This is a genomic window from Nocardia sp. NPDC006630, assembly GCF_040611495.1.
GTDB lineage: Bacteria > Actinomycetota > Actinomycetes > Mycobacteriales > Mycobacteriaceae > Nocardia.
This window is the reverse complement of sequence record NZ_JBEXOK010000003.1, coordinates 652607-666495: the sequence shown is the minus strand read 5'-3', so window position 1 is coordinate 666495 and position 13889 is coordinate 652607. Positions and strand designations below refer to the sequence as shown.

At 66.9% G+C, this 13889-nt stretch carries 11 protein-coding genes; 2 read left to right on the top strand and 9 right to left on the bottom strand.

All coding sequences use genetic code 11. The annotated features are described in order from the left end of the window. Positions 1-83 precede the first annotated feature (83 nt). Positions 84-2117, bottom strand: coding sequence for an SDR family oxidoreductase (locus ABZX86_RS11195; RefSeq protein ID WP_355122354.1), 2034 nt, complete (start codon positions 2115-2117; stop codon positions 84-86). A gap of 437 nt (positions 2118-2554) precedes the next feature. On the opposite strand from ABZX86_RS11195, the gene ABZX86_RS11190 reads away from it, so the two are divergent. Beyond that, positions 2555-3043, top strand: a complete 489-nt coding sequence (locus tag ABZX86_RS11190; protein WP_355122352.1) for a hypothetical protein — start codon at positions 2555-2557, stop codon at positions 3041-3043. Here ABZX86_RS11190 and ABZX86_RS11185 read toward each other — a convergent pair. Both ABZX86_RS11185 and ABZX86_RS11180 read right to left on the bottom strand, forming a co-directional pair. Beyond that, positions 3033-3896 carry an amidohydrolase family protein gene (locus tag ABZX86_RS11185; RefSeq protein ID WP_355122350.1) on the bottom strand — a complete coding sequence of 288 codons (864 nt, stop codon included), beginning with the start codon at positions 3894-3896 and terminating at the stop codon, positions 3033-3035. The two genes, ABZX86_RS11190 and ABZX86_RS11185, sit on opposite strands and share 11 nt — an antisense overlap. Positions 3897-3909: 13 nt before the next feature. After that, complete coding sequence (locus ABZX86_RS11180; protein WP_355122348.1) at positions 3910-4650, bottom strand: SDR family oxidoreductase; 741 nt, start codon at positions 4648-4650, stop codon at positions 3910-3912. A gap of 102 nt (positions 4651-4752) precedes the next feature. On the opposite strand from ABZX86_RS11180, the gene ABZX86_RS11175 reads away from it, so the two are divergent. Next, a complete protein-coding gene (locus tag ABZX86_RS11175) occupies positions 4753-5907 on the top strand; it encodes a transposase (RefSeq protein ID WP_355122346.1) in 1155 nt (384 codons plus the stop codon). 46 nt (positions 5908-5953) lie between these two features. Here the strand turns inward: ABZX86_RS11175 and ABZX86_RS11170 are convergent, their stop codons facing one another. The 6 genes from ABZX86_RS11170 to ABZX86_RS11145 all read right to left on the bottom strand — a co-directional run bounded on the left by ABZX86_RS11170 (position 5954) and on the right by ABZX86_RS11145 (position 13881). Continuing rightward, on the bottom strand, positions 5954-7168 hold the full coding sequence (locus ABZX86_RS11170) for a glycosyltransferase (protein WP_355122344.1): 1215 nt from the start codon (positions 7166-7168) through the stop codon (positions 5954-5956). A gap of 13 nt (positions 7169-7181) precedes the next feature. After that, positions 7182-8504 (bottom strand): glutamate-1-semialdehyde 2,1-aminomutase, encoded by a 1323-nt coding sequence (locus ABZX86_RS11165; RefSeq protein WP_355122342.1) that lies wholly within the window; start codon positions 8502-8504, stop codon positions 7182-7184. Beyond that, complete coding sequence (locus ABZX86_RS11160) at positions 8497-9792, bottom strand: GNAT family protein (protein WP_355122340.1); 1296 nt, start codon at positions 9790-9792, stop codon at positions 8497-8499. The genes ABZX86_RS11165 and ABZX86_RS11160 overlap by 8 nt, the downstream gene beginning before the upstream one ends. Further along, positions 9789-11114, bottom strand: a complete 1326-nt coding sequence (locus ABZX86_RS11155; protein WP_355122632.1) for a glycosyl hydrolase family 28-related protein — start codon at positions 11112-11114, stop codon at positions 9789-9791. Before ABZX86_RS11155 ends, ABZX86_RS11160 begins: the two co-directional genes overlap by 4 nt. A gap of 65 nt (positions 11115-11179) precedes the next feature. Next, positions 11180-12472 carry a GNVR domain-containing protein gene (locus ABZX86_RS11150; protein WP_355122338.1) on the bottom strand — a complete coding sequence of 431 codons (1293 nt, stop codon included), beginning with the start codon at positions 12470-12472 and terminating at the stop codon, positions 11180-11182. Continuing rightward, positions 12472-13881, bottom strand: coding sequence for a hypothetical protein (locus tag ABZX86_RS11145; protein ID WP_355122336.1), 1410 nt, complete (start codon positions 13879-13881; stop codon positions 12472-12474). The genes ABZX86_RS11150 and ABZX86_RS11145 overlap by 1 nt, the downstream gene beginning before the upstream one ends. Between the last annotated feature and the right edge of the window lie 8 nt (positions 13882-13889).

Below are 13889 nucleotides of genomic sequence, written 5' to 3'. Positions count from 1 at the left end.
TGCGCCCCTGAAACCCCTTGCATCCGAACAGTTCGGCCCGGTGCGAATCTCGCACCGGGCCGAATGCTTTTGCGCGGGAGGCGTTACCAGTGCAGTCCCGGAATCCGGTTGGCAATGCGGGCCGCCGGGGCGGGCAGGCCCATCAGCGGTTGCACGATCGGCGCCAGGGCCAGCAGCGGGCTGCGCGATTCCTTCTTCTCGGCCGGTGCGGCGTCGCCGTCGCGAACCGGCTTGGTGGCCTTGGAATCTCCGAACATGTGGAAGCCCTCCGAGAGGATGGCGCGCTTGACCGACGGCATGACCATATCCACGATCTGGGCGAAAGTGCCGATGGGCGTATCGATGCGGCTGGGCCGGTGCTCCAGCGCCCGCACCACGATATCGGCGGCCTGATCGGGGGAATGCACCGGAATGGACTTGTACAGGTCAGTCGGCGCGATCATGGGCGTGCGCACCAGTGGCATCCGCACCGAGGTGAAAGTGATACCGGCATCGGCATTCTCGACCGCCGCGATCTCGCTGAAATTGTCCAGCGCCGACTTGCTCGCCACATAGGCGGCGAAGCGCGGCACCTTCGTCTGCACCGCGATGGAGGAGATATTGACGAAGTGCCCGAAGCGGCGCTCCCGCATGGACGGCAGCAGAGCCAGGATCAATCGCACCGCACCGAAGTAGTTGACGGCCATGGTGCGCTCGAAATCGTGCATGCGATCGGTGGAATTGAGCACCGAGCGGCGGATGGAGCGGCCCGCGTTGTTCACCACGAAATCGACGTGATCGTGGTCGGCGAGCACCTGCTTGACGAGCAGCTCCACCGACTTCTCGTCGGTGATATCGCAGATGTAGGCTTGGGCCGCACCGCTTTCCGCACGCACCGCCGCGGCGGCCGCATCCAGATCCTCGGGTGTACGCGCCACCATGAGCACGGTCGCCCCGCGCTTGGCGACCGCGTGCGCGGTGGCCAGGCCGATGCCGGACGACGCGCCGGTGACCAGCACGATGCGCTCCCGCAGTGGTTCCTTGCCGCCGCGGCGGGCGCGATCGGGGTCCAGGTGCGCCTCCCAGTAGCTCCACAGCTCGGCGGCGTAGGTGTCGAACTTCGGCACCTCGATGCCGGTGCCGCGCAGCTGGGCCCGGGTGAAGTCGGAGGAGAAGGCCGAGGCGAAGGCGGTGTGCGGGGCGACCTCGGCGGGAATGCCGAAGCGCTCGAGCACGAAATCGCGCACCGCCGGAACGCCGGGCAGTCCGCCGAGGGCGTGCAGCGCGGCATGGCTGCCGGGCAGCGTGCCGAAGCCGGCGGGCGCGCCGGCGGCGCGGGCCAGCGCGGCGTAGATCTGGCCGAACGGCTGCGGCTCCGGATTGGTGAGATGGAAGGTGCGGCCGATCAAACCCGGCTTGTTGACGAGTTCGACCATGGCGGCCGCCACATAGTCCACCGGAACGATATTGGTGGCGCCCAGATCGGGCAGTGGCATCGGCAGTTCCGACGGCAGTGCGGCCAATCCGGCAATGGCGGGGAAGAAGTAGTACGGCCCGTCGATCTTGTCCATCTCGCCGGTGCGGGAATCGCCGACCACAATGGCCGGGCGGTATACCCGCCAGCGCAGGCCGCGGCTTTCGCGCACGAGTTTCTCGGCCTCGAATTTGGTGCGGTGATAAGGCGAATCGAGACGCTGCCCGAGATCGAAGTCGTCCTCGAAGAACTTGCCCTTGTGATCACCGGCGACGGCAACCGACGAAACGTGGTGCAGCACCGCCCCGATTTCGGTGGCCAGCTCCACTACGGCGCGCGTCCCCTGCACGTTCGCGGCGTAGGTGCTGTCCTCGTCGGCGGTCATATCGTAGATGGCGCCCAGGTGGATGACATGGTCCGCGCTGGGTGCGTCCAGCTCGCCGGTAATGCCGTCGCGCAGTCCGAGTCCGGGTGCGGTGAGATCACCGACCAGCGGGAACACCCGATCCTCGGCGCCCCAGCCGAGGGCCATCTCGTGCAGTTTGGCGACCGACGCCTCACGAACCAGTGCATGGACAACAGCGTGCGGGTCGCGGTCCAGCAGACCGGCGACGACGCGACGGCCCAGGAACCCGGTACCGCCCGTGACGATGTAGGAAACCATCGTCCCCTCCTTAATGTACGAACATGTTGGTGCTCAACGTTGTTCGTCCGACATGCGTCGGTGGATGTGGACGATGAATAGAGAACGGCCCCCTAGCAGAATGTCGGGCCGCGGTAGGAACACCATCGTGCCTAACTGGTGAGTAACTTTACGGGGCGCTCAAAGCGCCTTCAACCGAAACGGGGATTTCCGGCATGTGGGACTGGTCACCCGGTAGCAATTCGAGTGTTTGTGTGTGACAACGGGTTTGGTGTAACCGTCGGTGCACTTAGTTATTCGGACGCAACTGGTCAATTGTCCTGTGTGGCCGGTCACGTGATTTTGCCCGAATCGCCCGGCTGAGCGGTACACGGATCCGCGCGTGTCTTATATGCCCGATCTGACGTTATGGTGTTTCGGTCTCGTCAGGAAAGAGCAGGCGATTGGAGCTGACACTCATGCCCGTCACGTTCTGGTACTCCCGAATCGTGTTCAGCGTGCTCGAGTTCTGGAACAACCTCGGCTACGAGATAGCCGGCGATCAGTACATCGCCGGCAGCGGCTTCGCCCGCGATGACCTCGGCTTCCGCAACTTCGTCGCCGACGGCGTGGTCTTCCGCCCCGGGCACTGCCCGGCGAAGAACAGCACCGTGCACGATCCCGCCGACCTCTGCGCCGTCGTGCAGGCCGTCCACGGGGAGAGTCAGGTCGGCGAGGCCATCGACAAACTGCGGGTCTACGCCATGCTCGGCATCCCCACCTACTGGATCGTGCGCGGCGACCAGGATTCCGACGATCTCGACGGCTTCATCAGCATGTACGAGCTGGTCGGCACGGACTACAAACTGACCGGCAGCCGCCGCGTCTCCCAGCTGCCGCAACCCGAGCAGCTCTCGATCGAGCGCGTGGCCGCCGCGGTCGAACGACTGGGCAGACCTAGAGTGTGAGCCCGTAGGTATCGGATGCGTTTGTGCGGTAGAAGAATTCGGCTTCCTGATCGGTGGCGTCGGTGCTGACCATTTGGTCGACGGTGGCCAGCAGCTCCGGATAGCTGCCCGCGATCGTCTCGACGGGCATATTCGAGCCGAACATGAGCCGGCGCCAGCCCCAGAGGTGGACGCTGCTCTCCAGCCAGAAGCCCAGCGACTCCCAGCTCAGGTCGGGGCAGATCAGGCCCAGCCCGGAGACCTTGCACAGCCACTGGGTTTCCTTGGCGGCCAGGGAAAGCGCATTGTGCCAGGCGGTGCGGTCGTCGGGGGCGGTGCTCCTGGGCAGCCCGAGGTGTTCGAGCACCACCCGCAGGTTCGGGTATCCGGCGAGGAAGTCGATCCAGTCGAGCATGTCGTCCGGGCGGGTGACCAGATCGAAGACGGCATCACGATCCTGCAGCCAGTGCGCGATGGTCTCGGCGGCGGGCGTGGCGGGGGACAGGCCCTGGAAGACCCGGATGCCGCGGAAATGCGCGCTGCGGGACTGCTGTTCGAGATGGTCCAGCAGGTCGGCCGCCGCAAGCGTGGGGTCCACGGTGGCCACCAGCGCGAAAGGCCGCTTGTCGGCGGCCGCAATCTCCTCGATCCAGCGGGTCTCGGCGAGGTAGGCCTGCGGCGCCGAGGTCGCGGAGACGTGCACCAGGCCGGCGATCTCGGCGCCCGCGGCGCGGTCGTAGTCGGGCAGCAGGAAGCGGCGGCCCAGATCGGGCTGTCCTGCGGCGCTGCCGAAGTCGCGTAGCTGCGGGTACCAGGGATGGGCCGTCGTGTCCCAGAGGTGCAGGTGGGCGTCGACTATGGGGAGGGTGGGCATGGTGGCGTCTCCTTCACTGCATGGTGATGCCGCCGCTGACGCTGATCAGCTGGCCGGTGAGGTAACTGGCTTCCGGGCTCGCCAGCCAGCAGATGAGGGCCGCGACCTCATCGGGCCGGCCCAGGCGTTTCATCGGAATGGCCTTCTGGAGGGCTTCGAGCTTGCCGCGGTGCTGCGCCATGGTGTGGGTGACCATTCGGCCCTCGATGGGGCCGGGACACACCACATTGACCGTCACCTCGTGCCGGGCGACCTCGCGAGCCAGCGATTTGGCAAAACCGAACAGCCCCGATTTCGAGGCGGCATAGGCGGATTCGCCCGCGGCGCCGGCGCGCGCGCCGTCCGAGGAGACGAAGACCATGCGTGCCCCGGATGCCTGCTGCAGGGCGGGCAGCAGGTGCTGGGTGAGCTGCATGGGGCCGCGCAGGTTCACCTGGTGCATGAGGTCCCAGTGCGCGACTGTGCTGTCCAGGAACGGCTCCACGATCGCCGCGCCCGCACACTGCACCAGCGCCGAGATACTGCCGCGCACCGCGTGCGCGGCGGCCTCGATACTGTCGTCGCTCCTCAGATCCAGGTGCAGCGCACTGGCTTTGGGACCGAGCTCGGCGGCCAGCTGCTGCGCCGCCGCCACATCGATATCGGCGATGATCACCTCGCGCCCGGCCGCCGCCAGTCGCCGCACCACCTCGCGGCCGATATCGCCCGCACCACCCGTCACGAGAGCGCCGCCAGCGCCATCGCCTTCACCCACAGCCTCACCCGTCATCAGATATTTGCGCGGATACCCCCTCGTTCACGAGGAAGAAGCGCCGTCCTCCATTCCGTGTCGGTGGTCGCGGTTAAATTATCAGGCGTGGATGAGTTGGTGCGGTACAACTTTCGCTTGCGGCCGGGCCGCGCTGCGGAATCTGCCCTGCTGGCCGAGTGGCATCGCTGCCGGTTCCTGTGGAATGAGGCGGTCAATCTGCAGAAGTCTGGGAACAAACCGACCTTCAGCAAGCTCAGCAAACTCCTGACCGAGGCCCGCGGGCGCAATTCGTGGCTGCGGGACGGGTCGCAGGTCGCGCAACAGCAGACGCTGCGGACCTACGCGCAAGCGCTCGCGCAGTCGTTCACAGTGAAGGGTCGAGGGCGGCCGAAAGTCAAGTTGCGCAAGATGACCCCGGTGTCGTTGGAGTACACGCGCCGCAACTTCGGCATCCGTGACGGTCGTCTCGTGCTGGCGAAGGGCGTCAGTATCCCGGTGGTGTGGTCGCGGGAGTTACCGTCCGAGCCGTCGAGTGTTCGGGTGACTCAGGATTCACTCGGGCACTGGTATGCCTCGTTCGTCGTCCGCCGCCCGACCGAGTCCGCCGCGCCGGCACACGGCGGTATCGGCATCGACTGGGGCGTTCGTGTCACTGCCACCACAACCGAGCCCTTGTTCGATTTGCCGTACCTCGGCCACCGCAAACGCTGCGCGGCCGAGCTGGCCCGAGCGCAACGCACGGTGGCTCGCCGGCGACGAGGCAAGCGTGGCCCACAATCGCGCGGGTACCAGCGAGCCGCTCGTCAGGCTGCGAAACTGCACAAGAAAGCGGCCCGGCAAACCCAGCATGATTCGCGGGTGTGGGCGAAAAGTATTGTCGAGAAATATGAGTTGATCGCGGTAGAGGACTTCGAGCCGAAGTTTCTGGCGAAGTCCTCGATGGCACGTAAGGCCGCGGACGCGGCGATCGGCGCGGGCAAGCGGGAGTTGATCGTGCATGGCAAGCGGGCCGGCCGGAAGGTGGTGTTGGTGCGGCCCGCCTACACAACTATGACGTGTTCGAGGTGTTTCGCGAGAGCCAAGCAGCAGCTCGAACTCGGAGACAGAACTTTCCGATGCCACCGCTGCGGGTTCAGCGCCGACCGGGATCGGAACGCTGCCAGAGTGATTCTGGCTGTGGCAGAGCGCGGCCACACACGTGTCGATGATGTAAGACATTCGGATCACCCTCTTAGGACGGGTGATCCGAATGCGGTCTGAGCGTGGAATCCTCGCCTACCGGCACGGAAGCGTTAAGAATAGTCTTTCAGCGACTGACTTGCGACACAACTTCGGCGATTCGAGTGCGAAATTCCTCCGGGGCGAAGGTCGCGGCGTGCTTGCGGATGGTGTCCCGGTCGTAGTCCAGGGGGTCGAAAGCGCGCATGGCACGGGCGAATCCGGCGACGACCTGCTCATCCGTACCGTGCGCTATGTGCTCGCCGGAGACGCCGGGAATCACCGTGTCCAGCGCCCCGCCCTCGCCGACCGCGAGCACCGGCGCCCCGCAGGCCATGGCCTCCACCGGAACGATGCCGAAATCCTCCACGCCGGGCATGAGCAGCGCGCGGCAGCGGCGGTACATATCGAGCAGCACCTCGTCGGAGGCCGGGCCCAGGAAGGTGGTCTCGGGACCGGCCAGGGTTTCCAGCTGGCGGCGAAAACGCCCGTCGCCCAGGATCACCAGTCGTACCCCGGCCCGCTGCGCCGCGAGAATGGCGAGATCGGGCCGCTTGTAAGGGACCAGTCGCCCGGCGAAGAGGAAGAACTCCTCCCGCTCGATGCTGGGGTCCGGGGAGAAGCGCTCCACCCGGACCGGCGGATTCACCACCGATGCCGGAATGCCCCACCAATCCCGCACCCGCTCGGCCACCGCCTGCGAGTTCGCGACCACATGTGCCAGCCGGGGCGCGGCCCGCAGCTCATGATGCCGGGCCAGTGCGCCCAGCGCCGTCAGCGCCAGCTGTCCGGCCGGACCGCCGCCCTCCTGCGCCCGGAATGCCTTGTCCCACGCCCACCGTGCCGGACTGTGCACATAGGCCACCACCGGCGCGGTGGTCGCGAATGCCGCCTGGGTCGCGAAGGCGTGATGGCTCACCACCACGGCGTCGTAATTCTCCGCCAGCGGCAGTCCGCGCAGCACCCGCGGTACGAAGGGCAGCAGCGGTGCGTGCGATCTGCGCCCGGTTGCCGCGTAGGCCCGCGACAGCCACGTGTGATGCAGCGTCCCGATCGGCTGATCGGCCCCGGTGGGTGCACCGCTGGTAGCGGAAAAGCGTTCGCCCGCAGCAGTGTCGGTGGATCCGGTGTCCTCGGAGGACATGCTCGCCGCCGCCAGCAGTGCCAGCGTGCAGGGTTCGTCGACGATGGGCGCGAAGACCGGCGCACCCGGCCAGGTCTTCATGAATTCCGCGACCACCGCCTCCGAACCGCCGTACTCGGTGAACCGCTCGTGGACGATCGCAATGCGCGGCGCATTCATCGGTGTGTACCTCTCACAGATCCGGCAGGCGGCGAGGGAAAGCAGTGCGGCGCAGGGCGGGAGCCACGGGCCGGCCGTTGAGCAGGCCGTCGACGGTCCCGTGTTCCAGGGCTTTGCGGTAGACGACGGCGGCTTCCGCGCAGGCGTCTACGGTGTGGTCGATATCGGCATCGGTGTGCGCGGCGGACACGACGAAGGACTGCCCCAGCACGCCGCGCTCGAGGAGCTCCTGCAGGAAGAGCGTCCGATAGGGCTGGGACGGTAGGCCTTCCGGGTCCTTGGTATGGAAGACCAGACAGGAGGGGCGACCCAGGACCCGCAGGTGTTCGCCGATACCGAGCTCGGCCGCGATGGCATTGACCCCGTCGGCAAGTCGCCGTCCGGCGTATTCCATCCGGCCGATGGGGTCGGTGGTCCGGTACGCCTGCACGACCGCGCGAAACGCTGCGAGAGAGCCGGTTTCGGGTCCGTGGGTGGTCGAGAGCAGGAACACCCGGTCGGCGTCGGTCCGCAGCCCGCCCAGCTCCATGTATTCGCGCTTACCGGCGAGCGCCGAGAGCGGAAAACCATTGCCCATGGCCTTGCCCCAGCAGGACAGGTCGGGCCGCACGCCGTAGAGCTGTTGTGCGCCACCGGAGGACCACCGGAACCCGGTGATCATCTCATCGAAGATGAGCAGCGCACCGTGCCGGTCACACAGTGCCCGAACGCCTTCCAGGAAGCCCGGTGCGGGTTCGGCCAGCGCCGTGCCCTGCTCCAGGATCACGCAGGCGATCTCGTGTTCCGTGAGCGCCGCCTCCAGCGCGGGCAGATCATTGAAATCGAATGTCACCGTGCAGGATCCGGGGATGCCCGCATTCATCTCGGTGGTGCCGATGAACCAGTCGTCCACGGAGAAGAACGGCTGATCGCAGATCGCCACCGTCTCCCGTCCGGTGGCCGCGCGTGCCAGCCGCACGGCGGCCGTGGTGGTATCGGACCCGTTCTTGGCGAATTTCACCATGTCCGCGCCCGGTACCAGGCTCAGGAAGTCCTGTGCGGCAAGCAGTTCCAGCTCGGTCGGCCGGGAGAAATTGACCCCCTCGGCAATGGTGCGTGCCACCGCCTCCACCACCGGTGCGTACCCGTGACCGAGCGTGACCGAGCGCAGCCCCATCCCGTACTCGACGTATTCGTTTCCGTCGCAGTCCCAGACCCGGGCGCCCGCGCCGCGCACCAGGACCGGCGCCATGGATTCGGGATACTGATCGGCCCCGCGCGCATAGGTGTGCGCTCCGCCCGGGACCACCTCGTGCAGACGGGACTGAATCTCATTGCTGCGGCTGAAATCACGCATGCGGCGCACCCCCGGTCGTCACGGCCCACAGGTCGTGATCGGTGCGGTGTCCGGAGCGTCCGACGAATCCGCGCATGGTTCCCTCCTTGAGCAGTCCCGCGCGTGCGGTGACCGCGGCCGATGCGGTGTCCCCCGATTCGATCTCCGTCGCCACCCGGAACAGGCCGAGATCGTGGAACGCGTAGTCCAGCAGTGCGCGCAGTGCCGCCGACCGCACATCGTCATCGGCGCGGGCCGGATCGGCCCAGACCTGGATCCGGGCCCGGCGATCGAAGAGGTCGAGATCGAGCAGCCGGGCTTCCCCGGCATAGCTGCCATCCACATCGATGACGAGCAGTAGGCCGTTCGGTGCGCGTACTCCCGCGGTACCGCGGAGGAATTCCCGCCACCAAGCGAGATGGCCACTACTGCTGGGGAATTCGCTTCCGGCGGCAATGGCGTTACGCCGCGCCGCCCGCCAGGCCGCGCCGTCGGCGGGCCGGAGGGTGCGCAGGACCGCGCCATCCACGCCCGGCACCGGCAGCGCGAGTGCACCCGCGGGCCATATCCGCCGTACGGACCGCCACAGCTGCCCGGCGCGATAGCGTGCCGAAACCAGGGCGATCGTCGACGCGGCGGGCATCCGGTCCGGCAGTGCTGCACCCGGCGGCACCGGCCCGGCGCGGCTGGCAAGGACCCATTCGATCCAGGTCTCGGTGAATCCCTTGGGCGGTATATCCGCACGCGTCATGGCCCACAGATCATGGTCGGTCCGCGCCCCGCCGACATCGAAATGCAAGACCATCCGGGCTTCCCTGGTGAACCAGATCTGCGCCGCGCCCTGCGAGGCCGCCCGATTGCCGGGTGAGATGGGCGCGGTGATCCGATCCAGCCCGAGCACGTCGAAACCGAAGTCGAGAATCGACGCGACGGCCACACCGGCGAATCCGTGCCGCGCCACCTCCGAGTCGATCCAGATCCCCATCTCGCCCTGCCTGGATCGCTGATCGATGCCGCCGATCTCCACCTGCCCGGCGAATCGTCCGTCGATCTCGATGACGGTGGCGATGCGCTTCCCCGTGCGTGCGGCGGTCGCCGCCTCCAAACACTCACGCACCCAGAGCGTCTCGGTGTGCCGCTGCTCCCATTCCAGCGGCGAGGTATGCCAGAAGGGTTCGATGAGGGCGCGATCGCGCAGCCGCAGCCGACGCCACATCGTGAAATCGGTGAAGCGCGGCGGTCGCAGGACCACCGCGCTGCCGTGCAGGTGTGCCGGTCCCAGCCGGACCCGGCCGAGCCCGGTGCTCATGCGGTGGGCCGCTGCTTGCCCAGTGACGAGGTCTTGACCGCGCCGTCCGTCCCCACCGAGAGCCGCCAATACGCACCTGCCGAATCCTTCATCACGATGCCCCCATCACTGCGATCGGAAAGATAAGCGCCACTGGGCAGCAGGGCTGATACGACACTGCCGCCGGGATCCTGCGCCTGGAAGACATCGGCGCCGAGCTGGCTGGCCTGGGCCACCATGGTTCCGGAGAATCGCGCCCCGTGAATGCGCCCGCGCCCGATAACATGCCAGCCGTCCGGAAAGGAGTGCGGGTCCACATCTTCGAAGGATCCGGAGATGAGATTGATGGCGGTGCCCTCCGGCGCGCCGGCCGCATCGATGCGGATCTCCACCGGCGGTGCGTCCAGGTCCGGATCGAACTGCACATTCGCCAGATACGGCTGCCGGCAGTAGATCAGATCCAGGCATACCTTGCGAGCCGCCACCTTGCAGTTCACCATGCCGAACTGGGCGGGCCCGCCGCTCTTCGCGCCGATGGACAGGGCCGTATCCGCCCCTTCGAACCAGACATTCGTCAGCCACCAGTCATTGGCGGGGCCGTCCACCACCAGGTGTTTATCGGTGGTGCGCGGATCGTTGTCGGAGACGAATTCCACATTGGCGAAGGCCATTCCGGCATTGTGGTCGCCGCCGGTGCCGAGCACGCCGATGTGATTGTTGGTCAACTTGGAGGAGGTCACGTAGTTCTGAATGCACGAGGTGACGATGCCGTAGCCGAAGTTGTTGATATCGCAATTGATAATGGCGGTGCCGCCGGTGTTCTGGTCGAGCACCACCCCGCGCTGATCGAAGTAGCGCGGCGCGTTATCGCTGAGGTGATTGCCGCGCAGCACCACCGAATCGAAGGTGCAGCGGAAGCAGTCCGAGAGCCGCACCGCCGTGGCCTTCGCGCCGGAGAGGTAGAAACCCATGCGGGAGAACCGAACCCGCTGTTTTCGCTGCAGGGAGATGAGCGTGTCGTCGCCCTCGTAGACAATGGTGGTGGCATCGCCGCCGTCGCCCAGCACGGTGGCGTAATCCGGCAGTGCCGGAAAGCTTTTCACCATATACTGCCCGGCCGGCAGATAGAGGACGAGAGGTTTGCCGCCCACCGCGGCGGCGGCCGCGAGCGCCGCGGTGTCATCCGCCTTGCCGTCGCCGACCGCGCCGAAATCCTTGACATTCCGGGCCGCGGGCGCGTCGGTGACATGCGGCGACCGGAATTCGGTATCGGAAGAGTCGTCCTTGGCGCAGGCCGCCGCCATCGGCAGCAGTGCCGCCACCCCCAGTCCTGCGGCCAGCATTCGCCGGCGGCGCACCCCGGCATCGCCCGGCGTGCGCTCGTCTCCGAGCCCCCTGTGCTCCTCGATCACCGTTTGACCAGGGCCAGCGGGCGCTGCAGCAGCTCCCGGAAGGCATGGCGCGGCCGCGAGAACACCACCGCTCCGATGAGCCGCTCATTGTTGTGCCCGAAGGTGGCGAGCGCGCCGCGCACCTGGCTCGAGGTGGTGTGCCCGAGTTCGATGACTCCGATGGTGGCATCGCAGCGGCGTGCCAGGGCAATGGCGTCGGCGGCCGTGCTCACCGGCGCGGCTTCGACCAGGATGTAGTCGAATTCGCTGCGCAGCTTGGACATGATGTCGCCGAAGCGATCGGAATCGAGCAGATCCGGGGTGCGGAAATCGAGCCCGCCCAGGGCCAGCACGCTGATCCCGACCTCCGGCCAATAGGTCACCGCGTCCACCGGGGAGGAGCTGCTGCGCAGCAGTTCCGACAGTCCCGGTGCGGCATTCACCGGAATCAGCTTGCTCGAACCCTGTCCGGAGGTGTCGGCATCCACCAGCACCACGCTCGCGCCGGTATCGGCGAAGGCGCGGCCCAGCCCGATCGCCACATCCGGCTCCGAATGCGGGGACAGTGAGGTCAGCAGCACGGTGGTGCGCTCCGGGTCCTCGGTGAGCCGGGTGCGCAGCCGCCGCAGTTCCCCCGCCGCGCCGGGGCGGCCGTCGTCGATGATGCCCAGAATCGGCACCGGCAGAATGCCTTCCAGATCCGAGGAGGTGTGCAGCCGCTTGTCGAGGCGGTCGCGGACGAAGGCCGCCCCCAGTCCCAGGGCCAGTCCGGCCAGGATGCCGAGCAGGTACAGCCGCTTCTTCTGCGGGCTGGTCGGCGCCGTCGGCGTCTGCGCCTTGTCGATCACATCGACGCGCGCCGCCGGAGCCGCATCGGTCTGAATCAGTTCGAGCTTCGAGACCAGCGCCCGGAACTGCGAGACCACCTCATCGGTGATCGTGCGCGCGCCATTGGCGGTGGAGTCGGTCGCCGAGATGACGATGATGGTGGTGGCCGGCGGTGAGGCCGCGGTGATGCGGCCGCGTAGATCGTTCACCGAAGCGGTCAGGCCCAGTTGATCTTTCACATACGTGGCGACCGTGACGCTGTTGGCCAGGTCCACATACGAGCGCACCCGCTGCTCGGCGGCCAGGCCGCCCTGATAGGAGTCATTGACCGAGGTGCCGGTCGCCATGGACACGTACACCGAACTCGAGGCCGTGTACACGGTGGGCAGCGTCCCCGCGTACGCATACGCGCCCCCGCCGCACACCAGGACCGCGACCACGATGATCGGCCACCGTCGCCGCACCAGGTGCCAGTAGTCCATCAAACCCATTGTGCTGTCCTCGTTTCCGCGGGTGGTATCGGTCCACTCGAAATTTCGTCCACCCGTCTTCGGTATTCACCGACGACCAGATAGGCCAGCCAGGCCAGCACGACGGCCTGCAGATTCTTGCCGACCGTTTCGACGGTGCCCAGAATGCCGCGCTCGAACAGCACCGGCACCTCGATGAGCGCCAGCCCGAGCACGGCCATGCCGATGAAGCGGCTGTAGAGGGAGTGGATCCAGACGATCAGCATGACGAAGGTGAACGTCACGCCCAGTGCCACACCGACATAGCCGCCCAGCACATAGCCCTCGCTGATATTGCCCTCGGCCAGCGATACCTGCACCGTGGACATATCCACCGAGGCGCCGCGCACCTGATCGGCCCAGGCCGCGCCGGATCGGAACTTCTCCGCGCCGAGCAACTGGGTGGGGACGAGACTCTGCAGGGCGTGCTGGGCCACCTGGCCCGGTGTCAGCCAGGAGTGCGGCCCGACGTACCAGGCATCGGTGGCGGCTTCCAGCAGATCGAAGCGCCGCAGAATGCTCAGGAAGGGTTTCACCACCGCCGGATACTGCGAATCGACGAGCGCTGCTTGGGATTTGGCTTCCGTGGTGGTTTTGAGGGACTGCAGCCAGCCGAACGCGCCGACCGCGATTCCGGTAATGCTCAGCACCCCGGCCACTTTGCCGCGCGTCCAGCCGGTCATGGCGAAGCGGACCGCAATGGCCAGCGCCGCGCCCATGATCGGCGTCTTGGACTGCACCACGGCGGTCCAGAGCAGCTCACCGCAGGTGAGCGCCCCGACCACCAGTGCGGTGGTGCGCGCGCTGTCGCTGCGGAAGTACACGATCAATCCGATGGCGCCGAGCGTGGCCAGAATGGAGACCAGGTTCAGGATCGGATTGGGGCTCTCGAGCTCACCGGCGCTGCCGCCGCTGCCGCTGGCGACGGCGGCCAGCCGGCCCAGGGTGCCGATGCCGTAGAGCAGGAACAGGGTCTGCGTGAAGACCGGGTTGCCCGCGAAATATGCTGCGCCGCCGGTTTTCTCGTTGATATTGTGCTCAGGTCGCAGTCTGGTCCACACCGCGTAGGCGACAACCAGTCCGGCGTACACCCACAGTCCGAACACCACCGGCTTCAGGACCAGGGCAATGCTCGCGTCGTAGCCGTAATCGGCCAGTCGCGGATCGGGCACATTGTCACCGAAGTTCGGCTGCGGCTGCACCCACAGCAGGACCGCCGGGCGCGCGACATAGGAAAGCGACCAGTGCGCACTCTGTGCGATCAGGAACACCCGGGCCACTCCCGGGAGGTACATGGCGGCGATAACCATGGTCGCCAAGGCGCCGGCGACAAGCAGAACGTGAAATTGCGCGAGGGCCATCAGCTCTTCTCCATCACCCATATGTTCGC